Genomic DNA, 25,458 nt, shown 5'->3' on the forward strand with positions numbered 1-25,458 from the left:
GCTCACTCCCCGAGGAGCGCGTCCAGGTCGCGCAGGTTGTAGGCGACAGCCTCGGCGACCCGCTCGAACGGCAGGTCCAGGGCGGCGGGCAGGGTGTGCGCCCAGAAGGTGATCAGCTGGTCGGCCCGGTTGCGCGCGCCCGACGGCAGCTTGGGCACCATGATCTCCAGCAGGCCGAGCTGGTCGGCGGACATGCCGGTGACGAGGTGGTAGAGCGGGTCGGGCACGCTGGGGGCGCCGGCCAGGCCCTTCGGGGTGGCGTTCATGAGCTGCTCGCTGACCAGGCTGCGGAACTCCTCGTCGCCGCCGATCACCCACTGCTCGTAGGCCCGCAGCATGCTCGGCCACGAGGAGGCCTTGCCGTACCCGGTCAGCGGGAGCGTCATCGAGCCGCCCTCGACGTCGATCCGGATCCGCGCCGGCGAGCTCAGCTCGCCCTCCACCACGCTGACCCGGCCGTTCCACAGCAGGCAGAGCAGCCGGTGCAGGATCCGGACCCGGTGCTCCTCGGTCGTGGCCAGGTAGCCGAAGTCGTAGCCGAGCCGCTGGCGCCACTTCAGGTGGTCCTGCGGCCGCTCGTCGCGCAGCGCGTCGGCCCAGCTGTGCAGCACTTCGCGCAGCTCGCGGACCTGGGTCAGGCCCATCGAGGTGCGCAGTTGCACGACGGTCACCGAGTCGGCGTCGATGTTGCGGTAGTCGGGCTCGCCCGGCAGGTCGATCCGGTCCTTGAGGAACCGTTCGAGGGCGGGGTCCTTGGCCGGCGCCGGATAGGAGACCAGCACCTTCAGGTCGCCGGTGCCGTCGGGCGTGAAGCCGCCCGGCACCAGGTCGGCCAGCTTGAGCTGGAACTGCCGTACGTGCGGGTCGTCGCCGCCGCCCGAGGCGGCCTGGGCGAGGATGTCGGCCAGGGAGGGCAGCAGCGGCTGTTCGCCCAGCGCGGCGGCCTCGTCCTGGTCCTTGAACAGCTTCTTGACCTCCAGCTTGAGCCGGTCGCGCACCCAGGTGAGCGCGTCGGCCGGTTTGCCCGTCCGCCAGGCCAGGTCGTAGGCGTGCCGCCAGCCGTCCGGGCCGATCAGCGCGTTGGCCACGGCGGCCTCGCCGTCGGTGGGGCGCAGCAGCTGGCGGGAGACGAAGACGTCGACGAAGCGGCGGACGACGGCGTCGTAGAAGGACTCCGCGCCCGCGGGCGGCAGCAGGTGGTAGACGCCCACGCGGGTCTCGTAGAGCTCGCCGGCCCGGCGCGCGAAGCGCTCGGCGTCGGCCTCGGCGTGCTCGGCGAAGACCTGCGTGAACTCGCGCACCTCGCGGATGAGCTGCTTGCGGCGCGGCTCCCAGCGGGGCATCTGGTCGGCCCACGCCCGATGCCAGAGCCCCTGGCTGCGCCACAGGTACCAGGTGTCCTGGTCGGCGATCGACGCCTGGACCTCGGGGTCGGTCCACTGCACCTTGCGCAGCAGCCGGTCCCGCATCGGTCGCGGCTGCGGCGGGGCCTCGGTCATGTTGTCGTACGGCTTGCGCGGCTGCGCCCTGCGGTGGTCCAGGAGCCCGGCGAAGCCCAGCCGGTCGGCCTCGTGCACGTCGCCGGGCAGGCCGACCACCACCCGCCGCAGCCGGAACGGGTCGACCTGGCCGAGCGCTTCGAGCGCGCCGCGGCGCACGTCCATCTCCTGGGCCAGGGTCGGCACGACGCGGTTGAGCTGCCGTTCGAGCGAGGCCAGGTTGTCCTCCATCGCCCGCATCCGGTTGGCCAGCGACTTCTGGATCTCGGCCGCGCCGGTGGCGGGGCGGACGTCCGGCAGCGGCAGCGGCTCGCGGGTGTTGAGCGGCTCGAGGTTGGTGGTGGTGAACATGCGCCGGATCTCGTCGACGTTGCTCTCGGCGGCGCCCGGCGGCACGGCTTCGAGCTGCGTCACCGCGCGGGCCAGCAGCCGGGAGCTGACCAGGTCGGCCAGCTCCTCCACGGGGACGGTCATGGAGGAGACGAAGGCCGTCGAAACGCCCCGGTTGCCGATGCCGGAGGCCGCCGCCACCTCGCGTTCCACGGCCCGGTTGATGAAGTCGTCGGCGAAGGAGGACTCGCCGCGGTCCTCCATGCCGCCGCCGTCGCCCGAGGCGCGCGGCTGGGTGCCGGCCAGCGAGACGATCAGGGAGGCGATCGAGCGGTGCAGGTCGTCCCGCTCGACGCCGGGCGGCATGGTGAACAGGAACGCCGTCTGCACGGTGCCGGTGGCCAGCCGCACCTCGCCCTTGGCCGGGTAGCGCACGCCGAGCTCGCCGGCGATGCCCTGCTCGTCGACCTGCGTGCCGGCGTGCGGCGCGTTCTGGTCGTCGACCAGCCGGAACAGGTCCAGCAGGCCGGCTCCGGCATTGAGGCGGGCCCGGCGGCCGCCGCCCTTGCCCTCGGCGAAGGCCGACGGCATGACGACCAGCGGGTAGATCCGCGCCCTGATGTGATTGCGGGCGAAGGCGTCGCCGATCAGGTGCAGGTAGTCGTAGAAGATGCCGCTGCCGGTGCCGCCCGCCACCGAGAAGGCCACGAAGACGTCGCAGCTGCGTCTCAGCCGGCCGCCCAGCGCGGCCAGCTCGCTGCCCGAATTGCTGATCGCGCCGATGGCGTCGTCGATGCCCTGCACCACCGGCCCGGGGCCGTGCCGCATCCGCTCGAACAGCGCCGCCCTGGCCACCGTGGGCAGCTGCCCGGCGCCGCGCATCAGCGGGGCGACCAGCGGCTCCTGCTCGCGCGGCGGCAACCAGTCCTTGACGTGATCGCTCGACGTGGCCCGCAGGCTGCGGGCCACCTCCGGATAGGAGTCGAATTTCGGCCCCACGTCGTGGATCAGGTGGGCGGTCCGGCCGGCCGCCGGGAACTCCCGCTCGGTCGGCACCACCCGGCGCCGGGTGCGGGTCAGCTCGGCCTCGTTGAGGTCGACATAGACGAACTGCAGGCAGGAGGGCAATTCGTAGGGTTGGTAGTTCTGCCAGCTGAAGTTCCTGATCAGGTCCATGCCGTCCGGACCGCAGAGCTCGTCCCGCAGCCGCCGCTCCAGCTCCACTCCGACCCGGCAGCCGGTGCCGCCGAGCCCCACGAACATCATCGGGTCGAAGATCCTCATGCGCCCCTCACAACAGGTCGTCGCCTGGCATCGGTCTGTGGGTCCTGCTCTGGTACGGCTCCGGCGAGCCGTACACGGGTTGTTCCGCGCCCTTGACCCGGGCGTCGTCGACGCCGAGGAACATGCCGCCGGGCAGCGGGACCGGGCGCCCCGGGCGCAGCGGCTCCAGCTCCTGCCCGGACGGGTCGCGGACCACGACGGTCTGGCCGCCGCCCCGGCGGGCCGCGTAACCGGTGCCGAACGTGCGCACCAGGCGGCCGCCGGAGATCTCGAAGGTGAACTCGGGCCCTTCGCCGAGGGGCGCCTGCATCTTGCTGACGTACGGCTCGCCCGGCCGTTCGAAGAGGTAGAAGGTCAGCTCGCTCGGATCGGCCGCCCGCATCCGCGCGCGCCTCCTGACGAGCAGCAGCGGCACGGCCACCGCCATGATCAGCAGGAGGACCAGGAGGGCTTGGAGCAGCCGCTGCCACAGCGGGGTGGGCGGCTGCACGTCGACGTCGACGAACTCCTCGGCCACCACCTGCCCGGCCGCGTCGACCACCTGGACCGAGCCGCCGACCGGGCCCTTGGGCGCGTCGGCGCCGATCCGCAGCTTGAGGGCGTGCTCGGAGGCGCCCGCCGGCGCCTGGAACCGCTGGACGGACAGGCTCACCGTGCCCGGGACGTCGACGAGCCGCAGGGCGAGCTGGGCGGGCTCGGCGTCGTTGGTCACGCGTACGGTGCCGGCGACCTCCCCACCCGGCTCCACGGTGGCCGCGTCGAGCTGCACCTGGGCGCGGAGCCGGTCGGCGGGTCCGGCGACGCGCGTCGCGTAGGGCCGCTCGTCGCCGGCGACACCCGGACCGGTGACCCTGCCCAGGAAGGACAGAGCGCCGGTGGCCGAGGCCGGGATGGTGACCTGGCCGGAGTATTCGCCGTCGCCCTGGGCCCGGTCCGGGCCGTCACCCGTGTCGCGCAGGTCGATGGGCAGCTCCTGGAAGCCGTCGCCGGACATCCGGGCGGTGAAGCGCAGGCCCTCCAGCGCCGCCGGGTCGGTGATCGTGCCCGTCCTGGTCTGCAGGCGCAGCCGGACGGTCACCTGCTCGCCCGGGCGCGGGCGGGGGTTGCTCAGGGAGATGGAGGCGCGCAGGGCGCCCTGCCAGACGACGGTCGCGCTGACGTCCTGGCGGCTGACGCCCGGCGGCGAGGTCAGCTGGACCCGCCACTTGCCGGGCAGCGGGTTGCGGATGCGCAGCGACTCCACCGGGCCGGCCTCGCCGGCGACCTGGAAGGTGGAGTCGTTCTGCTCGCCCTGCTTGGGCACCTGGTTGCCGTCGGGGTCGAAGTAGGTCACCCGGATGCGCCGGTCGCGCTTGACCACCACGATCGAGCCGTCGGTCGCGATGACCGGGATGTTGACCTGGAGGTCGACGGTGGCGCCCGGGTCGAGCGAGTCCGTGACCGACTGCTCGATGCCCGCGCACCGGGCGTAGGCGAACGCCTCGAGCAGGGATCGCTCCACGTCCGCCGAGCTCGCGACGACCCTCGCGCGGGGCGTGGCCGTCGCTTGGTCGCCGCAGGGCTGCCGCCAGCCGCCGGCGGCGAAGGCGTCGAGGCTCGTCTTGTCGGCCGAGCCGAAGCCCAGCGGCCAGATCTGCACGCGCGCCTTCTCGGCGTCCCGGAGGCTCCGGTCGATCTGCGCCCGGGCGTTGCGGTTGCGCGCCTGGGCGTCGGAGCCGTACTGCGGGCTGTTCCTGACGTCGAGGACGCCGTCGGTCAGCAGGAACACGATCTTCGCCCGCTGCCGGTCGTCGGGCGTGTTCATGATGTCGAGCGCCTGCTCCAGGGCGGCGGCGTGGTCGGTGTCGCCGCCCTCGTTGGCGGCACGGCGGCGCAGCTTCTCCACGCACCGGCTCAGCGACTCGCGGTCCTGGGCCGTCTCCACGCCGGTCAGCGGGCAGGCGATGTCCACGGCCGCCTGGCCTGGGCCGTTGGAGCTGCCGAAGCCGACCACGGCCACCTGCGACTGCGGCGAGAGCTCGCTGAGGGCGATGAGCTGGGTGGCGGCCCGTTCACGGGCGACGTCGGAGCCGGACAGGCTGCCCGACTCGTCGACCAGGACGACGACGCGGACGGGTTTGACGTCAGAGGGCTGCGAAGCCCTCGCGGCTGTCGGTAAGAGCACCACAGCAGCGGTCACGGCCAGGGCGAGAAGGGACCTGAGGGATGAAGTGACGCGCACATTTCCTCACAGTTGCCGTTTTACCTATCCGCAGAACGGAGAGAGGCCACCAGAAGTTTCTGCCGCAGTTATGGACGCGATGCCAGCCTGATTAGTGGGGTCCGAAATTCGACTTCGACGCAGACATATCGCCATCCTAAAGGGAGAAATGGCGGGTCAGGCGGCGAATTGGCGACGTGCGGATGCGTTGGTCACACTGGTCACACTATTCACTTGACTCCCAAAACCGACAAAAGGGAGATTTGCTGTCAGGGGCGGTGGGCGCGGACGATGAGGTCGGCGGCGTCGGTGGCGATGGCGTGGCGCCGTTCGGGCCGCAGCGGCAGCATCCCGTACGCGGTCTCGACCCGTCCTTCGGTGATCACCAGGTGCGAGAACTGGCGTGCCGCCTTGACCGGGTCCGGGATCCGCAGCCGGCCGTCGGCGTCGCAGTCGCGCAGGTAGTCGACCACCGCGTGGTCCGCCGACGCCGAGCTCTCCCGCCAGGTGCGCTGCAGCTCCGGATGGTGCGCCACCTCCGCGATGGTCAGCCGGTGCAGCGCCGACACGTGGGGCGAGAGCGCGATGCCGAGGATCCGCTCGCCGAGCGCGGTGAGGTCCTCGCGGGGATCGCCGCCGAAGACGACGCCCGGCGTGCCCGGGGCGCCCGGCGTGTCCGGCGTGCTCGTGCCCGGGGCGCCCGGCGTGTCCGGCGTGCTCGTGCCCGGGGCGCCCGGCGTGCCGCCCGTGTCCGGGGTGCCGCCCGTGCCCGGGGTGCCGCCCGTACCCAGGGCGCCGTCCGCGACCGGCGTGGCGCTCACCGCCGACCTGGCCTCCTGGATCGCGGCGAGGAACAGCTGCTCCTTGTCCCCGAAGTGGCCGTACACCGTCTGCTTGCCCACCCCCGCCACCGCGGCGATGGCGTCCACGCTCGTCCGGGCGTACCCCTGGTCGGTGAACACCTTGATCGCGGCGTCGAGGATGGCCCGGCGCTTGGCCGGGGAGCGTCGCGGGCCGTGCTCGGCCATGGTCTGTACCCACTTCCTTCGGTTGGGGACTAGTCTACGAGACGAGACGGTCTAGTCTAGTTTAGGAGTGACGATGGACGCCGACGTCATCGTGGTCGGGGCCGGGCCCGTGGGGCTACTGCTCGCCGCCGAGTTACGGCTCGCCGGAGCCAGGTCGCTGGTGCTGGAACGGCTGGCCGAGCCGAGCGCCGAGCCCAAGGCGCGCGGGATCGGCCCGCTGGCCGCCGAGGCGCTGCGCCGCCGCGGGCTGGGCGGGGCCCTGGACGCGTACCGGGATCAGGGGCTTGCCGAAAAGGCGCGCGACCACGGCAGCGAGAAGGGCCACTTCGCCCAGATCTTCAAGATCGATCCGGCTCTGCAGGAGGAGCCGGACCGGGTCGGCGCGCTGATCTGGCAGCGGGACCTCGAACGGGTCCTCGCCGAACATCTCGCCTCGATCGGCGGGGGAGAGGGCGGAGTGTCGCGTGAGTGCGAGGTCGTCGCCCTGACCCAGGACGACTCCGGCGTCACCGTCACCGTCGCCACCCCGGCCGGGGAGCGGCGTCTGTCCGCGCCGTACCTGGTCGGCTGCGACGGAGGCCGCTCGACGGTGCGCAGGCTGGCCGGGTTCGACTTCCCCGGCACCGAGCCCACGAGCGTCGTACGGCGCGTCCTGACCGACGCCCCCGGCCTCGACCGGCTCCCCGCGCCGGGCTGGACCCCCGCCGGCAGGCTGATGCGGGCGCCCGGGATGGTGGCCACGATCGAGTTCGACGGGTTCCCCGAGGATCGCGGGCTGCCGCTGACCGCCGAGGAGATGCGCCAGAGCCTGCTCAGGGTGACGGGCGTGGACGTCGAGATCGCGCCGGTGCGCGGCCCGCTGCGGTTCACCGACGGCGCGCGCCAGGCGGCCACGTACCGGATCGGCCGGGTCCTGCTGGCGGGCGACGCCGCCCACGTCCACTCGCCGAACGGCGGCCAGGGGCTCAACCTCGGCCTCATGGACGCCGTCAACCTGGGCTGGAAGCTCGCCGCCACCGTCGCCGGGCGCGCCCCCGAGGGCCTGCTCGACACCTACACCGCCGAACGTCACCCCGTCGGCGCCGCCGTCCTGCACAACACGCGCGCCCAGTCCGCGCTGTCGCTGCCGGGGGCGCACGTGGCGGCCATGCGCGACATCGTGTCGGACCTGCTCGACCTGCCGGACGTCAACCGCTACTTCGGCCGGATGCTGAACGGGCTCGGCACCCGGTACGAGTTCCCCTACCCCGCCACGCACCCGCTGACCGGTCGCGCCTGCCCGGACCTGCGGCTGCTGACGAGTTCGGGGGAGACCCGCACGATCTCGGGGCTGTGCGGCGGCGGGCGGGCGCTGCTCGTCCATGCGCCGTCGCAACCGGAGGTCGCCGAGGTGGCGGGGCCGTGGCTCGGGGAGCTGGAGGTGGTGGAGGCGACCGTCAAGGATCGCGACGATCTGACGGCGGCGCTCGTCCGGCCGGACGGGACGGTCGCGTGGGCATCCGACCCCGGTCCCGCTACCAGTCGCGGTTCCGGTTCCGGTTCCGCCGACACGGTCACGCTGGCGGCCGCCCTGCGCACGTGGCTGTCGCCCGCATGAGGCCCTGACCTCCCCGTTCCCCGGCCGCCGCCCCGCTCCCTGGTCGCCCCCGCTTCCTGGCCGCCGCCGCACGCTTGACTGGGCGTGTCGGGTGGCTTTGGGGGGGTGATGTCAAGATTGCCCTAGTTTCTCTACTTTGCTCCCTGTCACTACGATTTCCGCGTGTCTCCTGAGCAACACAACACGACAGCCGTCTTCGTCACCCAGACCGGACGGCGTCGAAGGCTGATCACGATCGGCTCGATCGCCGCGAGCGTCCTGGCTCTCGCGCTGCTCGCCGTCGTGATCGCCGGAATGTTCTCCAGCACGACGCTCTCGGTGAACGGCTGGCCGGGCGATCGCCGAGGAGCGTCGGACGGCACGGCTTCGCCGGACCGCTCGCCGACGCCTTCGCCGAAGCGGTCCGAGCGGCCGACCCCCTCCATGACGCGCCCGGAGACGACACGCCCGCCGTCGCGCCGGCCGACCCCCAGAGCCACCGGCCAGGTCCGGCCGTCGGCGACGTCCGGGCAGAGCTCGCCGCAGTCGGCGCGGCCCACGCCGCGGCCCAGCACGGATGCGGCGCCGAGCACCGACCCCGCCACGGACCCCGCAGCCGACCCCACGACGAGCCCCGCGGACAGCGAGCCGCCCGGCCAGACCAGGACGCCGCCGGGGCTCGATCCGAACCGGACGAAGGGCCCGAAGAAGTGAACGGCCCGCCCCGGAACGACAAGCTGGTCTGGCCGTCCGCGCCGCTCCCGGCCTGGCAGGACCACACTGCCCGGCAGCAGGACGAACGACCGTACATCCCGCCCGCGCCGACCGCGAGACCCCCGGCCGACCCCAAGGGGCACTGGTTCCCGCTCGCCGTATGCATGCTGCTGGCCGGCGCCGCGCTCGTTCTCAACGGGTACGTGACCAACGTCGTCGGAGAGACGCACGCGCCCCCGCCCTCCACCGACCGCCCGTCCCCGGAGCTGGAGAAGGTACGGCGCGGCGGCCCCGTACTCAACATCACGGCGAACGGGCCCTCCAGCGCGCGCCTGCCGGGCAGGACCATCGCGCTGACGTTCGACGACGGCCCCGACCCGGCGTGGACCCCGCAGGTGCTCGACATGCTCAAGAAGTACGGCGCCAAGGCGACCTTCTTCACCGTCGGCTCCAAAGTGGCGAAATACCCCGAGCTGGCGCGGCGCATCGTCGCCGAGGGGCACGAACTGGGCAACCACACCTACTCGCACGCCGACCTCGCGGCGCTGCCCGGCTGGCGGTTCAAACTGGAGCTGTCGCTGACGCAGCGGGCGCTGGCCGGAGCGACCGGGCTGCACACGACGCTGGCCCGCCCGCCGTACTCCTCGACCCCCGCGGCGATCTCCGGGCCGCAGTGGGCGAGCATGAAGGCCCTGGCGGCCGAGGGCTACCTCGTCACGCTGACGGACCTCGACACCAGGGACTGGAGCCGCCCCGGGACGGCGAACATCGCGGCGTCCTCCCTGCCGGCCAGGGGCAGGGGCGCCGTCGTCATGATGCACGACTCGGGTGGCGACCGGCGGCAGACCGTCGAGGCCGTCGGGGCCGTCCTGCGGGAGCTGGCCGGCAAGGGCTACCGCGCCGTCACGGTGACCAAGGCGCTCGGCATGCCCTCGGCGCACCAGCCGGCCGGCGGCGCCGAACAGTTCGCCGGCTCCGCGCTCAACCTGGCCCAGCGTGCCTCGGAGACGTTCGCCGATGTGCTGGCCTGGGTGCTGCTGGCCGCGGGAGCGCTCACGCTGGGGCGGCTCGGCTTCTTCGCCGGGCTCGCCTGGGTGCACGCAGCGCGCAACAGGGGTGGCAGGCGGCGGAAGGGGCGCGCGCCCGTGTGGTCCGCGCCCCCGCCGGTGACCGTGATCGTGCCCGCCTACAACGAGGCGGCCGGGATCCAGGCCACGGTGCGGTCGCTGGTCGACACCACGTACCAGGGCCCGCTCGAGATCCTCGTCGTCGACGACGGCTCGACCGACGACACCGCCGCGCTGGCGCAGGCGCTGGGGCTGCCCGGCGTACGGGTGATCCGCCGGCCCAACGGCGGCAAGCCGGCCGCGCTCAACACCGGCATCGCCCAGGCCACCCACGAGCTGCTCATCATGGTGGACGGCGACACCGTCTTCGAGCCCGCCACGATCGGCCACCTGGTCCGCCAGCTCGCCGACCCCGCGGTCGGCGCGGTGAGCGGCAACACCAAGGTCGGCAACCGGCGCGGCATGATCGGGCGCTGGCAGCACATCGAGTACGTCATCGGCTTCAACCTCGATCGGCGCGCCTTCGAGCTGCTCGACTGCATGGCCACCGTACCCGGCGCGATCGGGGCGTTCCGGCGTTCGGCGCTCGTGGCGCTGGGCGGGGTGAGCGCGGACACGCTGGCGGAGGACACCGACCTCACGATGGCGCTGTGCCGGGCCGGATGGCGCGTGGTCTACGAGGAGAAGGCGCTGGCCTGGACCGAGGCGCCCACCTCGCTCGGCCAGCTGTGGAAGCAGCGCTACCGCTGGTGCTACGGGACCATGCAGGCGATGTGGAAGCATCGGCGCGCCGTTCTCGGGCCCGGCCCGTTCGGTCGCCGCTGTCTCGGTTATCTGACGCTGTTCCAGGTGCTGCTGCCCCTGCTGGCCCCCGTCGTCGACCTCATGGCGATCTACAACACGGTCCTGGGCGATCCTCTCCCGGTCGTCGCGGTATGGGCCGGTTTCGTGGTGGTGCAGGCGCTGACGGGCTGGTACGCACTCCGCCTGGACGGCGAACGCGCCTCCGCGCTCTGGGTGCTGCCGCTCCAGCAGTTCGTCTACCGCCAGCTCATGTACCTCGTGGTCATCCAGTCTCTGGCGACGGCCCTGCTGGGCGTGCGGCTGCGCTGGCACACCGTACGGCGTGAGGGCACGTTCAACGACTCCGGGCACGCGGCGCCGGCCGTGCACGGGATCGCCGGCGCCGAACGGCTCGCGGACGCGCGGTAGGGCGTGGGCCGACCGGCCGAGCGGCCTGTCAGGCGCCCGGCAGGGGTTCGAGCATGCGGTGCGGTCGCCGTAGGGCGCGGCTGACCGGGTCGTCCCGGAAGAGGTCGGCGTCGGGGCCGGGGCGTACCTCGATCTCGGCCAGCTCGGGGCGGACGCCGCAGGCGGGGCAGATGCCGTAGCCGTCGATCCGGGTGTCGCAGGGCACGTGGCAGAAGATCCGGCGCGGCTTGGCCGACAGGTGGCGTTCGCCCCAGCTGCTCAGGACGAGGACGGCCGGCCAGAGCTCCTGCCCCATCTCGGTCAGGACGTACTCCTCGCGCGGCGGCGAGTCCTGGTAACGGTGGCGGCGCAGGACCCCGGCGGCCACGAGCGTGGTGAGGCGCTGGGACAGCACGGCCCGCGGGATGTCCAGGTGGGCCAGGAAGTCGCCGTAGCGGCGCACGCCGTACAGGGCGTCGCGGATGACGAGCATCGTCCAGCGCTCGCCGACCAGCTCCAGGGAGCGGGCGAGCGAGCAGTCCTGGCCGTCGTAGTTCTTGCCGAGCGCCATGACCCCCAGGGTAATTCATTCATTGAACCTTGGCGTGTTAGCGTGTGCCTCCATAGTTCAATGAATGAACCAAGGAGACGCCGTGACACTCACCAGATCGGCTCCCGCCCCGACGGCCCCGCAGGCGGCGGGCACGGTGGCCGTGGCGGCGTGCGCCGCCGCGCTGCTCGCATTGATCAACTACACGGTGCCGATGGTCACGCTGTCCCAGGCCGCCGCCGACCTCGGCTCGGGGCCCACCGGTCCCGCCTGGATGCTGAACTCGATCTCGCTCGGCCTGTCCGCGCTCCTGCTGGTCGCGGGCGGGCTCGCCGACGACCACGGGCGCAGGCGCGCCTACGTCGCCGGCACCTGGGCGCTGGCCGCCGGAGCCCTGCTGGCGGCGCTCTCCACGAACACCGCGATGTTCGTCGTGGCCAGGCTGGTGCAGGGCGGGGCGAGCGCGGCCATGCTGGCGGGCAGCCTGGGCATGCTCGGCCACGCCTACCCGGGCGGACCGGACCGCGTCCGGGTGACCGGCCGCTACGGCGCGATGCTGGGCCTGGGCATCGCCCTGGGCCCGCTGCTGTCCGGCTCGATCGCCGCCGCCTGGAGCTGGCGCGGCGTGCACGTCCTGATCGCCGTCGCCGGAGCGGTCCTGGCCGTGGCGGCCGGCCGGGCGCTGCCTGAGTCGCGCAGCGACCGCCGCCGGCCGCACGACCTGCCCGGCGCGATCACCCTGGCGCTCGGCACGGCCGCGCTGCTCACCGGGGTCACCGAGGGCCGGCTGGGCTGGAACCGGCCCGTCGTGTACGCGTCGTTCGCCGCCGCGGTCGTGCTGCTGGCCGCGTTCGCGCTGATCGAGAACCGCCGCCGCGAGCCCCTCATCGATCTCGGCCTGCTGCGCCGGCCGCTCTTCCTGGTGGCCACCTCGGGCGCGTTCGTCACCGGGATCGCCGTCATCGGGATGATGAGCTACCTGCCCACCGTGCTCCAGGTGACCCGCTCGCTCACCCCGCTCACCAGCGCCGTGCTGTTCTCGCTGTGGTCGGGCATGTCGTTCCTGGCCTCGCTGCTGGCCCGGCACCTGCGCGTCCACTCGGGCGTCCGCCTCGCGCTCGGCCTGCTCATGTCCGCCGCCGGAGCCCTGCTCACGCTCGGGGTCGCGGACGCGGCCCCCTGGGCGCGGGTCGTCGCCGGCCTGGTGGTGGGCGGTGTCGGCAGCGGGCTCATCAACGCCTCGCTGACCCATCTGGCCATCGAGAGCGTGCCGATCGCCAGGGCGAGCATGGGTTCGGGCGCCAACAACACCGCCCGCTACGTCGGCTCGTCCCTGGGCGTGGCCGCCATGGCCACCACGATCGGCGCGCTCGGCTGGCAGCACGGCACCGACGTCACCACGCTCGCCTACGCCGTCATCGCCGCCCTCGCCGCCGCCCTCACCCTCACCCTCGGCCGCTCCCGCGCATGAGCGCCCAGCGGGCCGCGCCGTCGGAGCGTTGCCGGGCTCAGGAGAGGCCGCGCCGTCAGGGGATGGTCCCGCCGTCGATGCGTGACGGCGTTCAGGGGACGAGGACGAGGCGGCCGCGCAGGCCGCCCTTGGCGAGGCGGTGGTGGGCGGCGGCGACCTGGTCCAAGGGCAGGGTCTCGGCGACGCGGAGGGTGAGGGAGCCGGCCTCGACCAGCGCGACCAGGTCCGCGAGGCGGGCGCCGTCGGCGCGGATCCAGTGGTCGAACACCCGGGTGCCGCGCAACGGCAGCGGCGCCCCGCCCGCGACCAGCGCGGCGAAGGCGCCGCCCGAGCGGACGGCGTCCAGGGCCGCCGCCCCGGCCACCGCGGCGTCCAGCGCCCCGTCCACGCCGCCCGGCACGAGCTCGCGTACGGCCTCGCCCAGCCGCGCCGTACGCGGCACGAACCACTCGGCGCCGAACCCGCGCACCAGCGGCTCGTCCTCGGCACCGGCCACCGCGACCACCCGCAGCCCGCGGGCGGCGGCCAGCTGAACGGCGAACCCGCCCACGGCCCCGGCCGCGCCGGTGACCAGCAGCGTGCGCCCGGCGGCCGGCTCCAGCCGGTCGAGCGCCTGCAGAGCGGTGAGCCCGTTGAGCGGCAACGTCGCGGCCGCCACCGGCGAATGGTCCGACGGCGCGCGGGTGATCGCGTCCGCGTCGAGGACGACGTACTCGGCCTGGGCGCCGAGCGACACGTCGAGGCGGTCCTTCAGGCCGATCACCCGCTCGCCCGGCACGACGCCGCTCACGCCGGGGCCCACCTCGTCCACGGTCCCGGCCACGTCCCAGCCGATGCCGATCACGTCGCGGGCCGGCAGCAGGCCCGCCTCGGTGAGCGCCCCGGACCGGGTGGCCAGATCGACGGGATTGACCGTCGCCGCCTCGACCCGGATGCGGACCTGGCGCTCCCGTACCGCGGGCACCGGCACGTCCGCGATCTCCAGTGCCTCGGGCCCACCGAAAGCGTGAATGACGACTGCGCGCATCGATAACTCCCTCATCAGGTGTCGCTGCGACGACCCTACGGAGAGCTACTCTCCATCGGGAAGTACGCACTTCAAGGTGCGTACCGCACGCGGACGAGCGCGGCCCCCGTACGCGGACGGGGAGCGGTTCGCCGGCGGCTTCCGGCCGCGGCTGACCGTCGCGGGCAAGGGCCACTACCGCGTACGGGTGCACTACCGCGAACCCGGCGCCCTTCAGCACCTGCTGATCATGGTCTACCCCAGGCGCGGCGACCACGGTCGCCGTCCTGAAGGGCGGATGACGTACAACCGCCGGTTGTCCGTCGGGCGTGTCGGTTGTTTGTTTCCCGGGCGCTCCCGGGTGTTGGATCGCCTCCGGCAAAAGGGGGCGGAATGGCAGAAGACGCCGGGCTGGGGCGGGATTTCGAGTGGTTGTGGCGGGCCTTCGCGGTCAGCAGCCTGGGGACGTGGCTGGCGCTGGACGCGATGCCGCTGATCGCCGTCCTCGCCCTCGACGTCAGCGCGACCCAGGTGTCCTGGATCTCGGCGGCCGGCGGGGCGGCGGGCGCCCTGCTCGCGGTCCCGCTGGGGCCCTGGGTCGAGTTCCGGTCCAAGCGGCCGCTGATGATCCGTGCCGACCTGCTGCGCTTCCTCGTTCTGCTGACCGTGCCCGTCGCCTACGGACTGGGGGTGCTGAGCTACGTACAGCTGCTGGTGGTGGCCATGGTGGTCGCCGCGGCCGACATCGTGTTCGTCGGGGCCAGCGGCGCGCATCTGAGGGCCCTAGTCCCCGATCGGCACCTGACGCGGGCCAACGGGCGGTTCGAGACCGTCACGTGGATCTCGACGGCGATCGGCCCGCCGGCGGGCGGCGCGCTCGTCGGGATGCTGGGGCCCGTCGTCACGACCGTCCTGAACGCCACCAGCTACCTGCTGTCCGCACTGGGCCTGCGCGCGATCTCCACGCCCGAGCCCGCGCCGCCCGTGCGCGGCGCCGGCGCGTCGCGCCTGGCCGAGGTCGTCGAGGGCTGGCGCGTCATCGCCACGGACCGCGCGCTGCGCCGGCTGTTCGCCAACACCGCGCTCGTCTCCGCGCTCATCATGGCGACTCAGCCGCTGCTGACATACCTGATGCTGAACGACCTGGGCTTCACGCCCCTGCAGTACGGGCTCTGCTTCGGCATTCCCTGCCTGGGCGGCCTGGCGGGCTCCCGGTTGTCCGCCCCGCTGGTCCGGCGCCTCGGGCAGCGCCGGATCCTGCTCGGCTTCGGCGTGGCCAGGGCCCTGTGGCTCGTCGGCCTCGCCTTCGTGGGGCCCGGCACGGGCGGGCTCCTCGTCGTGATCGCGGTCGAGCTGGCGATGATCTTCTGTATGGGGGTCTTCAACCCGGTCTACGTCACCTACCGGTTGCGCAGCGCCCCGAACGACGCGCTGGCCCGCGTCCTCACCGCCTGGACCATCAGCGGGCGCGCGGTCACCGCCGCCGCCACGGCCCTGTGGGGCGGGCTGGCCTGGTTGACGAGCGTACGCACCGCGATCGCGGTGGCCGGGATCCTGCTGATCGCCACGGGCGCCCTCCTGCCCTGGCGGGAGCGCGCGATGGCCGATCACTCCTGAATGGGGGAGTATTCGCAAGCGACCCGGTGCCCGTATCTCCGTCTTCACCCGCCTGGCCCCGCCAGGGCGCCGTCTTCCCGGTGCCCGAGCACCCCTGACACCCTGTTCGGAGCTTTGCCGATCAAGGCGTGGTGATCCCGCGTCGAGCGACCTCAGGCGCGGTGCGAGCCGCGCCTGCGCGACCCCTCGACCTCACGCATACCGACGATCCCCGAGATCGCCGAGAGGCTCCCCGGCCTGGAGCTGAGCCGTACCGCCATCGGCTTCCACATCGGCTACCTGGCCGAGAAGAAGCTGCACGTCAAAAGCCCGCAGGGCGGTGAGGGCAAGGCCGACTGGCAGCGCCACGCGCTGGTGTCGCTGGCGCTGAGGTTCGACCTCGTGACCAGCGAGCACCTGGCCCTGCTGCCGATGCCCGGCCGCTGAGCGTCAGCCGGGCCGGAACGCCCTGACCGCCAGGACGGACGGGACGGGGCGCTCCTGCGGCTCGTACACGCGCCCGATGGCCAGCCCGGCGTCGACGAAGGCGTTCAGCAGGTCGGACAGCGGCACGTGGCTCATCCCGACCCGGTCCCGGACCCCGCCCTTGCGCCACCACGGCGAGCGCTTGTGCCACCCCTTGATCCGGTACGTGGGGTGGATGATCACCGCGCCGTCCTCGCGCGATTCGATGTGGGGGCCGTTGAAGCACGGGTGCACCCCGTAGAACAGCAGCAGGCCGCCGGGGCGCAGGACCCTGGCCGCCTCCCGCAGCAACCCGGCGAAGTCGGGGATGTCGGTCGAGACCCACATCGCCGTGACGGTGCCGAACGTGCCCGTGGCGAACGGCAGGGCCGTGGCGTCGCCCCGGAGGAGGGGAGCGGGGTCCCGGCGGCGGGCCAGGCGCAACTGGTCGCCGGAGCGGTCGAGGCCGACGACGGTCCGGCCGGTGGAGCGGATGGCGTCGAGATAGAGGCCGGTGCCGCAGCCGACGTCCAGGCACGGTCCCTCGCCGGGGCCGAGGAGGTCGACGATGTCGTGCGTGGTGACGTGGGCGCTGGAGCCGATGTACTCGTCGTACCACTCGGCCTGGCCGTCATAACGCGCGGTCATGATCTATCCATACCTGCCGTGGCGGCGGGCCGGCGCGTCCTTGCAAGGGCCGTCAAGGAAAATTACTCGCCAAAGCTATACAAACCGGACTTAACGTCATAATCTCGACATGCCCCAGCCCGGGGAGCTGGCTGGGGCACCAAAACTTCACGGTGCCCGGCCATGCGCCCGCTCTGTCGGGTTCGGCGCCGGCGGCGTCCTCACCGGACCGGTCGCGCCTTGGGTGCCGCGCGGAGAGCCTGTCCAGGTTCACCACCACCAGCGGCGGCCCCAAGCGCACTGCCGTCCTCTACCGGCCGGTCACCACCGCCGGGGATTCGACGGCTACGGCACACGCCAAGCTTCCGATCGTTCTCACTCTGCACGGCAGTCAGAGCAACTCCGACGAGCAGCTGCTGCTCAGCCGCCTGGAGCAATCCTCTGATTGGTCCGACGGCGCGTCAGCACGCGAGTGGTGCTGCCGTCGTCTTCCGCTATGTCCCGGACGTGCTCGAAGCCGATCCTGTTCAGCACAGCCAGCGAGGCATTGTTCGACGCCGCTACGGTGGCGTACACCTCGGTGAGCCCCAGGGTGTCGAAGCCATAGGAGACGATCGCCTCGGCCAGTTCTCTCCCCAGCCCCGATCCCCACACATCAGGGGCCAGCGCGTAGATGATCTCGTAGCCGTGGACCACGTCGGTCGGCTTGATCTCAGCGTGTCCGATCAAGAGACCGTTCCGGCGAACGGCCCAGACGTCGAACAGATCCTGGGCATAGACCTTCGTGAAGATCCGTCCGAACAGGGCACGGTCCTCCGCCTCGGTAGCAGGGCCATCGCCCATCCACTGCGAAATCCTCCGGTCCTGGAACAAGGTGACGAAGTCTTCCTGGTCTTCGGGGGTGTACGGCTCCAGGAGCAGGCGCTCAGTGCGCAGAGTCGGGGTCATAGGCGGCGAAGCTACCCGCGCGCCGCTCTCCCGACAAATCTTTATACTGGCTGAAATTCGGCGCAGGCCCTCTCACTCCCGCCAAAGCCATTATCTGCGGCGAGCCACTGAAGGGTGTTGCAGAGGGCGAGGTTATGCATGTGTGCGACGGCGTGGTGGAGACCGGCTCCCTTCTGTCGGCAGTCGCGCAAAATCTTGTAGTTCTTCATCCGGGCGAAGGCGTACTCGATGGGGGCGCGGATGTGCCGATGTTCGGCGTTGTCGTCCTCCTGGGCCCGCAGCAGGGGCCTTCCTGCCCGTCTTCGGTGCGGGGACGACCAGGCCGGTGTTGAGGTAGGCGCCATCGGCCAGAGTCGTGACACCCTCGCAAAGGGCCGGCAGGCCGGAATCCCGCCACACGTGCGCGTCGGCCTTGCTGCCCGGCCCCGGCCGACTTGTCGCGACGACGACCCGGGTGTCGGCATCGATGATGACCTGCACGTTCGCCGAGAACCGATAGTTCCGGCCAGAAGCGCCGACACCGCGGCCACGCACCGGGATCGGGGTGCCATCCACGATCCACAGCCGTCGGGCGGCCTCGGCCGGCCGCCGTGCGGGCTCCAGCGCCGGCAGCAGGCCGAGGCGCTGGATGACCCGGCACACGATGGCCCGGGCAGATCCCGAACAACGGCGCCGCCACTCCGCAGCCTGCACGTCCCGGCGCCGAGGACGCCCGCGCACCATCTCCTCTATCCACCTGCTGGTGCTGCGCCTGGCTCGGGAGAGCCCCTCCTGGGGATACCGGCGCATCCACGGCGAGCCGGCCGCGCTCGGTATTACGGTCGCCGCCTCCACCGTGTGGGAAACCTTGAAGGTTCACGGCATCGAGCCGGCCCCTGAGCGGCAGCACACCTCCTGGTCCGGCTTCCTTCGCAGCCAGGCGGATGCGCTGCTGGCCCGTGACTTCTTCGAGGTCCGCGCCTTGACCGGGGCACGGCTGTACGTCATGGCCGTCATCGAGCACGCCACCCGGCGTGTCCGGATCCTCGGCGCCACCGTGCACCCCACCGGCCAGTGGGTCACCCAGCTCGGACGGAACCTCATCATGGACCTGCAAGAGGCGGGCAGCACCACCAGATTCCTCATTCGTGACGCGATGCGAAGCTCTCTGCGGCCTTCGACGTCGTATTCGCCGATGCCGGGATTCGAGTCGTCACGACTGGTATCCGAATTCTCCGGATGAACGCGGTCATGGAGCGGTGGATCCAGACCTGCCGGCGTGAGCTGCTGGACCGCACCCTGATCCGGAACCAGCGCCACTTGCTTCATGCCCTACGCGAGTTCGAGACGTTTCACAACGGTCACCGGCCCCACCGGGCCCTCCGGCAGGCCGCCCCGCTCCGACCGCTCCCTGGCCCGGGCGCCGGCCGAGCCCAGATCGCTCAGCTCGACGTCTGTCGACATGATCGTCTGGCGGTGTCCTCAGGGCGTGCCGACATGCCGCTTGACCTGGATGGATGAATTTTCGGCACCCGCGGTGCCGGCGGTGATCCGGCACCGCGAAGGGCCACGCCGTCAAGGGCAGGGCGTTCACAGGAAGGCGCTGATCTGGGTGGCGAACTCCTCCGGATCGACGATTCGCACGCCCAGGCTCTCGGCCTTGGCCCGCTTGGACCCGGCCTTGTCGCCGGCCACCAGCAGCGATGTCTTAGCCGAGACGCTGGAGGACGCCTTGCCGCCCGCGCGCTCGATCAGCTCGTTCATCTGGCTGCGGCTCAGCGCCTCCAGCGCTCCGCTCATCGCGCCGGTCACCACGACGGACATCCCAGCCAGCGGCAGCTCGAACGCGCCGTCGGCCTGCGCGGCACCGGGCTCGGCGGGTGGTGTCCAGCCCGGCTCCGTCATGGTGACGCCGGCCTTGACCAGCTTGTCGATGAGGGCGGCGAGCTCGACCAGCTCGGCCACCACCACCGGGGCCTTCTCTGGGCCGATGCCCTCGACCGCCTGGATCGCCATGGCGTCTGCGGCGCGGATGGCCTGCATGCTGCCGAAGTGCCTGGCGATGCGGCGGCTCATGGACCGGCCGGTGCCGCGCACACCGAGCGCGCAGAACACCCGGCTGAGCGGCCGGCCCTTGGCCTGCTCGATGGCGGCCAGCAGGTTGTCGGTGCTGGTCTCGCCCATGCGCTCCAGGCCGAGCAGTTGCTCGCGGGTCAGGAAGAACAGGTCGGCGAAGTCGGTGATGAGGTCGGCGTCGAGCATCTGCGTGATGCGGTTTTCGGCCAGCCCCTCGATGTCGAGCTGGTCGCGGCCCACGGCGTAGACGATGGAGGCGATCGCGCGGCAGCCGCGGCCGCGCACGCACCGCCACCGCTCCTGCGACTTGTCGATGGCGCCCCCGCACTCAGTGCAGACCTGCGGGATCTCGATGGGACGCTCGTCGCCGGTGCGCAGGTGCACCACAGGCGCCTCGACCCTGGGGATCACGTCGCCCGCCTTGTAGACGGTGACGCTGTCGCCGAGCATCAGCCCGCGCCGGGTGATGTCGGCGACGTTGTGCAGGGTGGCGTAGGTGACGATGCTGCCGTCCAGCTCGACCGGCTCCAGCACGGCGCGCGGGGCGATGACGCCGGTGCGGCCGACGTTCCACTCCACGGCCAGCAGTTTGGTGATCTTCTCGGTGGCGGGCAGCTTGTAGGCGATGGCCCAGCGGGGTGCGCGGGAGCTGAACCCGGCCTCGGCCTGGTCGGCCGCGAGGTCGCACTTGATCACGATGCCGTCGATGCCGAACGGCAGCTCGGCGCGGACCGCCGCGATCTCCTCCACCCGCTCCTGCACGCGCTCGACGCTGTCGGCCACGATCCCGGCGACCGGTGTGGCGGCCGTGGTCTGCACGCCCTGCGCGGCCACCCAGTCCATGATCTGGCTGTGCGGCAGCTCCCGCAGGCGCACCGCCAGGTCAGAGCCGTCGTCAGAAGATGGCAACACCCCATAAGCGAAGAATGTCAGCTCGCACACGTACGGCCGGTCCTGCGCGCGCAGGGTGCCCGCGGCGGCGCTGCGCGGGTTGGCGAACGTGGTGCCGTCGTGCGCCTGCCGCTTGGCACAGGCCTCCTCGAACTGGGAGGCGGTCATCATGACCTCGCCGCGCAGCTCCACCGTGACCGCGTCGGCCAGCCGGTCGGGCAGGCCGACGATGGTGCCGATGGCGTGCGAGACGTCCTCGCCGGCGCTGCCGTCACCGCGCGTGACCAGCTGGGCCAGACGGCCGTGCCGGTAGCGGGCCGAGATCGCCAGGCCGTCGAGCTTGGGCTCCACGCTCCACGCCGCCACCGGGCGGCCCAGCCGGCGCTCCAGCGAGGCCGCCCAGTCGGCGAGCTGCTCGGCGCCGAACACGTTGTCCAGGCTGAGCATGGGCACCGTGTGCGGCACGTCGCCCACCACGGCCCCGCCGGCCACCTTGCCGGTCGGCGAGGACGGCAGCACCGCCTCGGGGTGCGCCTCCTCGTACGCCTGGATGCCGCGGACGAGCCGGTCGTAGGCGTCGTCGTCAAGCGTGGAGGTGCCGTCGGCGTAATAGGCCGCGGCGGAGTCGACGGCGAGCTGAACGGCCTCGGCGTAGGCCGTGTCATCGGCGAGGACGGTGAAGGGGGGCGTCTCGGTCATGGCACCACCATGCCGGTAGCCACCGACAATTCCGAGACCCAGAATCCTTCCAAACCGGCGATCGGGCTGTGGCGCCTCGGACGCCGGCCCGGCACGGAACGGCGGTCATGGCGGCGCGGCGGCCGCCAGGCTGCCCCGCCCCCAACACCGAGCCCGAAAAGGGCTCCTCATGCGCACAATGAAGTTCTTCTGGTCTGCGGTAGTGACACGGTGCAGCAGCATGTTGGCAAGTCACCGAAAATCCACACCGAGTTGAAGTGGGTGCGTTCCGAGACCCCGGAGATGTCGTCAGGCTGGGGCTGAGACTGACGACATCCGATTGGAACAACCGACCGCGACGCAGGTTACGAGCGCGAGGGACGTCACTGGAAACGGGCCCTACACGTACGGCTGCGTGAGCTGCCGCACAGCCAGATCATGGACTGGGTGGCCGCGCAGGGCGTGCGGACCACGGCCGCCACGCCGGTCGCCGGGATCGTGGCCGACAGCGTCGAGCGCGTGCAGGAGCGGGTGGTGGAGATCGCGGCGGTCCGCGCGTCACCGGCTCGATGACCGGGCCGCTGGCGGCGCTGTCGCGCAACGAGGTCGACGAACTGATCGAGCGGGCGGGCGGCAAGGCGTCCTCCAGCGTGTCGGCCAAGACGTCGCTGCTGGTGGCGGGGGAGAAGGCGGGCTCCAAGTCACCAGGGACGCTTCGACGTCGTCGGCGCGCTCGTCTCAGCCGCCCCCGCCGGGTGATCGCTCACCGCCGGCCCTCGGATGGATCATCGGCTGCCAGGGGTGCCCCCTGCCGGGACTGTTGGAGCGGCCAGCGGCTGATCTGCCCAGCAGTGCTCTCGGTTCACCCGGCTGACCACAGCGCTCCACGATGAGCGCTTCTCCCCACCGCCGACAGGGTGACGACAGCTTCCGGAAAGTGCCATGGGGCAAAGTCGAAATGTCCCTTGAACCCGATGTGATCGGCGTTCGCCTCTGTCTCTCTACATGGAGGAGCCATTCATGCTCACCAGAACGATCGGTAGGGTGGCGGCCACCGCTGACCGTTTTCTCGAATTGGTGGTCCCCAAGGCCAAGGCTTATGCGGACGAGTGCCAGGAGGAATCGGCGTGCTTTGATTACGGTTACCTGATGGTCAGGACGTGCTGTGACCGATCCGGCGTGGTCCGGTGCACCAACTGGACCATGCGCTGCGGGCCTCGCTGCTGCTGAAGGCGTGCCTTGCGCCGTCGCCACATGTGGCGGGTGACGGCGCAGGGCGTGTTCAGGCCGCGGCCGGCAGGTGACGGTGTCGCCATTTCCGGCATCGGGATGTCGAAACGACATCGGGATTCCGCGGTCGTTTTCGTCATGGCCCGTCGCGTCGGCGAGCCATTCCCCTTTCATCCGGAAACGGAAGCCGGCATGCCGCACATCGTTGATGGTCTGGTTCTGACGCTCTGTGTGCTGACCTTGCTGTCGGCATATGGAGCCATCCAATCCTTACGGCCGAGTCCGGGTGCTCCACCAAAGCTCGCGGCGAGAGCGGTCGCCGGCGGCTTCACGGTGGTGAGCGTGGAGAGCGAGAGCCGTCGGGCGCGGGCCGGCGGATTCCACGTGACCGAATTGCCTGCCGGTTCTCCGGTGTGATGGGCATGCCGACCATGGATTCCAACCGTGGCCTGTCGGCGCTGGCGGCCGGGGCCCGGGCGGCGGCGAGTCTCGCGTGGCGGGCCGCGCCGGGCAACCTTGTCATGGGCGCGGCGTGCGCGTTGCTCTCAGGAACGTTGCCGGTCGTGGTGGCGTGGTTCACCAAGGCGATCATCGACCGGCTCGCGTCACCGAGTCCTGGGCAAGACGTGCTGACGGTCGCGCTGGGGCTGGTGTCGGGGATGTTGCTGGTCGCGGTGGTGCCGCGGGTCTCGCAGTACGCACGGGTGGAGTCGGATCGAGCGGTGGCGGCGCTCGCCCAGGAGCGCCTGTTCACCGCGGTGGATCGCTTTGGCGGTTTGGCGCGCTTCGAGGACCCGGGCTTCCTGGACCGGCTACGGCTGGCTCAACAGTCCGGCGGGCACGCTCCAGGACAGATCGTCTACAGCATCTTCGACTTCGTCGGCGGTGTCATGACAGTGAGCGGCCTCCTTGGGTCACTGCTCGTGCTCAGCCCGCCGATGACGGTCGTGGTCGCCGTCGCGGCCGTGCCGGTGCTTGTGGCCGAGTTGCGGCTGTCGCGTCGGCATGTGGCGATGTTGTGGGGCATCAGCGCGGTAGAGCGGCGGGAGTACTTCTACGCGTCCCTGCTGTCAAGCGTGCAGGCAGCCAAGGAGATCCGGCTGTTCGGCTCTGGCGCCTTCCTGCGTCGCCGCATGCTGAAGGAGCGCCGTACGGCCGACGCGGAGCGCCGCCGCATCGACCAGAGGGAGCTCCGGGTGCACAGCGGCCTGGCTCTGCTGTCCGCGGGAACGGCGGGAGCGGGACTGCTGTGGGCCGTCATGCTGGCCTCCCGCGGGCAGCTCAGCCTGGGCGACGTGTCACTGTTCATCGCGGTGGTGGCCGGAGTCCAAGGGGCGGTTTCCAGGGTGACGTCGGTGACCGCGATGGCGCATCAGCAACTGCTGATGTTCGATCACTACCTGGCGGTGCTGGGAGCCGAGCCTGACCTGGCCGTCCCGCGCAGCCCCGTGGCGCTGCCGGGTCTGCGGCGCGGCATCGAGTTGCGCGATGTCTGGTTCCGCTATTCCGATGACCATCCGTGGGTGCTGCGCGGTGTCAACCTGTTCATACCGCACGGGCGCGCCACCGCGTTGGTGGGGCGCAACGGGTCCGGCAAGAGCACGCTGGTGAAACTGCTGTGCCGCTTCTACGACCCCGTCAAGGGACAGATCCTTTGGGACGGCGTCGACCTGCGCGAGGTGCCGGTCGAGAAACTGCGGGCCAGGATCGGAGCGGTCTTCCAGGACTTCGTCTGCTACGACATGAGCGCCACCGAGAACATCGCCCTGGGTGATGTCACGGCGATCGAAGACCCGGCCAGGATCGAGCGAGCCGCCGCCGCGGCCGGCATCCATGAGCAACTGGCGCGGCTGCCACGCGGCTACCGGACTCTGCTGACCCGCACGTTCCCCGGAGACGCGGACGAGCATGACCCGGAGACCGGCGTGGTGCTGTCGGGCGGGCAGTGGCAGCGGCTGAGCCTGGCCCGAGCCATGCTCCGGGACGAGCCCGACCTCCTCATCCTGGACGAGCCCAGCTCCGGGCTCGATGCGGAGGCCGAGCACGAAATTCACACCAGGCTCCGTGAACGGAGAGCCGGTCGTACCTCTCTGCTCATCTCCCACCGGCTCGGCGCCATCCGCGACGCGGACCTCATCGTCGTGCTGTCCGAGGGCGAGATAGCCGAGTACGGCACGCACGACGAACTGATGGATCACGCGGGGACGTACGAAACCCTGTTCCAGCTCCAGGCGGCCGGCTACACCTCCAGCCAGTCGCGCGCTGAAGAGCCGACGCCATGAGCGCGCCTCACCGGGCGGCTGAGACGCGAGGTCTGCGCCTGCCGTTCGGTCCATCGCCACGCCCCGAGTCCGGCTGACGGGCGGCGTTTCCTGCACCGCTCGTGCCAACCCGGCCTGGTCCCGCGACCGCCGGACAATACCTGCAAAGGGGAAGACCGCTCCGGCGCCCTGGTCGCGGGGTGCGACCGCAACGAGCGCGCGGCATGATCGTGCCCACGCCCCCGGTCTGCCTTCTATCGGGCCTTCCGCACGCGGGTGGTCTCGGTGCCGAGGGGAGTGCCGTCGGCGCTGGTCGGCGCGAGTTCCGGCACAGGGGTGCCGTGCTGGTCGACAAGGGTGGAGTGGGTCTCGCCGGGGGCGAAGGCGTGGCGTTCGCCCCACTGCCGCAGGGTGAGGATGACGGGGAAGAGGTCGCGGCCGGCGTCGGTGAGCACGTATTCCTGGCGGCGGCCCGAGGGCGCGGTGCGCTGGGCGAGGAGCCCGTGAGCGGTGAGCTTGCGCAGGCGGTCGGTGAGGATGTTGCGGGCGATGCCGGTCCGTCGCTGGAACTCGGTGAACGACCTTGCCCCGTCCATCGCGTCGCGGATGACGAGCAGGCTCCACCTGTCGCCGACGAGGTCGAGCGTGCGGGCGACCGGGCACTCGGGGTCGGTCCAGGCGGGACCGGGGGCGCTCATGGTGGTGCTCGACATGACACCTCCCGATGGGTTGCGGATTGAAACCATCATGCAGTAGAACCGAATTGGTTGCAATCTGCTACTGATTGGGGT

The 25,458-nt window shown here is 71.6% G+C and carries 20 protein-coding genes; 10 read left to right on the top strand and 10 right to left on the bottom strand.

Translation table 11 applies throughout. The features are described from left to right. Positions 1 to 2 precede the first annotated feature (2 nt). The 3 genes from ACFKCF_RS05725 to ACFKCF_RS05735 all read right to left on the bottom strand — a co-directional run bounded on the left by ACFKCF_RS05725 (position 3) and on the right by ACFKCF_RS05735 (position 6,341). A complete protein-coding gene (locus ACFKCF_RS05725) occupies positions 3 to 3,113 on the bottom strand; it encodes a tubulin-like doman-containing protein (protein WP_394491324.1) in 3,111 nt (1,036 codons plus the stop codon). A 7-nt stretch (positions 3,114 to 3,120) separates the two neighbouring features. After that, positions 3,121 to 5,277: a vWA domain-containing protein gene (locus tag ACFKCF_RS05730; protein ID WP_394491326.1), complete on the bottom strand. Its 2,157-nt coding sequence runs from the start codon at positions 5,275 to 5,277 to the stop codon at positions 3,121 to 3,123. 305 nt (positions 5,278 to 5,582) lie between these two features. Then, entirely contained in the window at positions 5,583 to 6,341 is a 759-nt protein-coding gene (locus ACFKCF_RS05735) for a TetR/AcrR family transcriptional regulator (RefSeq protein WP_394491328.1), read from the bottom strand. 73 nt (positions 6,342 to 6,414) lie between these two features. On the opposite strand from ACFKCF_RS05735, the gene ACFKCF_RS05740 reads away from it, so the two are divergent. The 3 genes from ACFKCF_RS05740 to ACFKCF_RS05750 all read left to right on the top strand — a co-directional run bounded on the left by ACFKCF_RS05740 (position 6,415) and on the right by ACFKCF_RS05750 (position 10,910). Further along, positions 6,415 to 7,938: an FAD-dependent monooxygenase gene (locus ACFKCF_RS05740; protein WP_394491330.1), complete on the top strand. Its 1,524-nt coding sequence runs from the start codon at positions 6,415 to 6,417 to the stop codon at positions 7,936 to 7,938. A gap of 162 nt (positions 7,939 to 8,100) precedes the next feature. Further along, positions 8,101 to 8,631, top strand: coding sequence for a hypothetical protein (locus ACFKCF_RS05745; RefSeq protein WP_394491332.1), 531 nt, complete (start codon positions 8,101 to 8,103; stop codon positions 8,629 to 8,631). Continuing rightward, positions 8,628 to 10,910, top strand: a complete 2,283-nt coding sequence (locus tag ACFKCF_RS05750; RefSeq protein ID WP_394491334.1) for a bifunctional polysaccharide deacetylase/glycosyltransferase family 2 protein — start codon at positions 8,628 to 8,630, stop codon at positions 10,908 to 10,910. Before ACFKCF_RS05745 ends, ACFKCF_RS05750 begins: the two co-directional genes overlap by 4 nt. A 28-nt stretch (positions 10,911 to 10,938) precedes the next feature. Here ACFKCF_RS05750 and ACFKCF_RS05755 read toward each other — a convergent pair whose 3' ends face one another. Continuing rightward, positions 10,939 to 11,460 (bottom strand): winged helix-turn-helix transcriptional regulator, encoded by a 522-nt coding sequence (locus ACFKCF_RS05755; RefSeq protein ID WP_394491336.1) that lies wholly within the window; start codon positions 11,458 to 11,460, stop codon positions 10,939 to 10,941. 82 nt (positions 11,461 to 11,542) lie between these two features. Here ACFKCF_RS05755 and ACFKCF_RS05760 point away from each other — a divergent pair, with 82 nt between their 5' ends. Continuing rightward, positions 11,543 to 12,910, top strand: coding sequence for an MFS transporter (locus tag ACFKCF_RS05760; RefSeq protein WP_394491338.1), 1,368 nt, complete (start codon positions 11,543 to 11,545; stop codon positions 12,908 to 12,910). A 91-nt stretch (positions 12,911 to 13,001) separates the two neighbouring features. Here ACFKCF_RS05760 and ACFKCF_RS05765 read toward each other — a convergent pair whose 3' ends face one another. Beyond that, positions 13,002 to 13,937: an NADP-dependent oxidoreductase gene (locus ACFKCF_RS05765; protein WP_394491340.1), complete on the bottom strand. Its 936-nt coding sequence runs from the start codon at positions 13,935 to 13,937 to the stop codon at positions 13,002 to 13,004. 372 nt (positions 13,938 to 14,309) lie between these two features. Here ACFKCF_RS05765 and ACFKCF_RS05770 point away from each other — a divergent pair, with 372 nt between their 5' ends. Further along, positions 14,310 to 15,533: an MFS transporter gene (locus tag ACFKCF_RS05770; RefSeq protein ID WP_394491342.1), complete on the top strand. Its 1,224-nt coding sequence runs from the start codon at positions 14,310 to 14,312 to the stop codon at positions 15,531 to 15,533. Between the two features lie 429 nt (positions 15,534 to 15,962). Here the strand turns inward: ACFKCF_RS05770 and ACFKCF_RS05775 are convergent, their stop codons facing one another. The 3 genes from ACFKCF_RS05775 to ACFKCF_RS05785 form a co-directional block, all read right to left on the bottom strand. Then, positions 15,963 to 16,625 carry a class I SAM-dependent methyltransferase gene (locus ACFKCF_RS05775; RefSeq protein ID WP_394491344.1) on the bottom strand — a complete coding sequence of 221 codons (663 nt, stop codon included), beginning with the start codon at positions 16,623 to 16,625 and terminating at the stop codon, positions 15,963 to 15,965. A 399-nt stretch (positions 16,626 to 17,024) separates the two neighbouring features. Continuing rightward, positions 17,025 to 17,552 carry a GNAT family N-acetyltransferase gene (locus ACFKCF_RS05780; RefSeq protein WP_394491346.1) on the bottom strand — a complete coding sequence of 176 codons (528 nt, stop codon included), beginning with the start codon at positions 17,550 to 17,552 and terminating at the stop codon, positions 17,025 to 17,027. 132 nt (positions 17,553 to 17,684) lie between these two features. Further along, positions 17,685 to 18,341 (bottom strand): transposase, encoded by a 657-nt coding sequence (locus ACFKCF_RS05785; protein ID WP_394491348.1) that lies wholly within the window; start codon positions 18,339 to 18,341, stop codon positions 17,685 to 17,687. Between ACFKCF_RS05785 and ACFKCF_RS05790 the strand changes: the two genes are divergently transcribed. Both ACFKCF_RS05790 and ACFKCF_RS05795 read left to right on the top strand, forming a co-directional pair. Continuing rightward, a complete protein-coding gene (locus ACFKCF_RS05790) occupies positions 18,295 to 18,774 on the top strand; it encodes a hypothetical protein (protein ID WP_394491350.1) in 480 nt (159 codons plus the stop codon). The genes ACFKCF_RS05785 and ACFKCF_RS05790 overlap by 47 nt on opposite strands. 8 nt (positions 18,775 to 18,782) lie before the next feature. Then, positions 18,783 to 19,052 (top strand): integrase core domain-containing protein, encoded by a 270-nt coding sequence (locus tag ACFKCF_RS05795; protein ID WP_394491480.1) that lies wholly within the window; start codon positions 18,783 to 18,785, stop codon positions 19,050 to 19,052. 69 nt (positions 19,053 to 19,121) lie between these two features. Here the strand turns inward: ACFKCF_RS05795 and ligA are convergent, their stop codons facing one another. After that, positions 19,122 to 21,197 (bottom strand): NAD-dependent DNA ligase LigA, encoded by a 2,076-nt coding sequence (ligA, locus tag ACFKCF_RS05800; protein WP_394491352.1) that lies wholly within the window; start codon positions 21,195 to 21,197, stop codon positions 19,122 to 19,124. A gap of 417 nt (positions 21,198 to 21,614) precedes the next feature. On the opposite strand from ligA, the gene ACFKCF_RS05805 reads away from it, so the two are divergent. The 3 genes from ACFKCF_RS05805 to ACFKCF_RS05815 all read left to right on the top strand — a co-directional run bounded on the left by ACFKCF_RS05805 (position 21,615) and on the right by ACFKCF_RS05815 (position 24,688). Next, entirely contained in the window at positions 21,615 to 21,749 is a 135-nt protein-coding gene (locus ACFKCF_RS05805; RefSeq protein ID WP_394491354.1) for a hypothetical protein, read from the top strand. 681 nt (positions 21,750 to 22,430) lie between these two features. Then, positions 22,431 to 22,823: a hypothetical protein gene (locus ACFKCF_RS05810; RefSeq protein ID WP_394491356.1), complete on the top strand. Its 393-nt coding sequence runs from the start codon at positions 22,431 to 22,433 to the stop codon at positions 22,821 to 22,823. 14 nt (positions 22,824 to 22,837) lie between these two features. After that, positions 22,838 to 24,688: an ABC transporter ATP-binding protein gene (locus ACFKCF_RS05815; RefSeq protein WP_394491357.1), complete on the top strand. Its 1,851-nt coding sequence runs from the start codon at positions 22,838 to 22,840 to the stop codon at positions 24,686 to 24,688. Positions 24,689 to 24,921: 233 nt separating this feature from the next. On the opposite strand, the gene ACFKCF_RS05820 is transcribed toward ACFKCF_RS05815, so the two are convergent. Beyond that, a complete protein-coding gene (locus ACFKCF_RS05820; RefSeq protein ID WP_394491359.1) occupies positions 24,922 to 25,380 on the bottom strand; it encodes a winged helix-turn-helix transcriptional regulator in 459 nt (152 codons plus the stop codon). Positions 25,381 to 25,458 lie beyond the last annotated feature (78 nt).

The organism is Nonomuraea sp. JJY05 (genome assembly GCF_043496855.1).
Lineage (GTDB): Bacteria > Actinomycetota > Actinomycetes > Streptosporangiales > Streptosporangiaceae > Nonomuraea.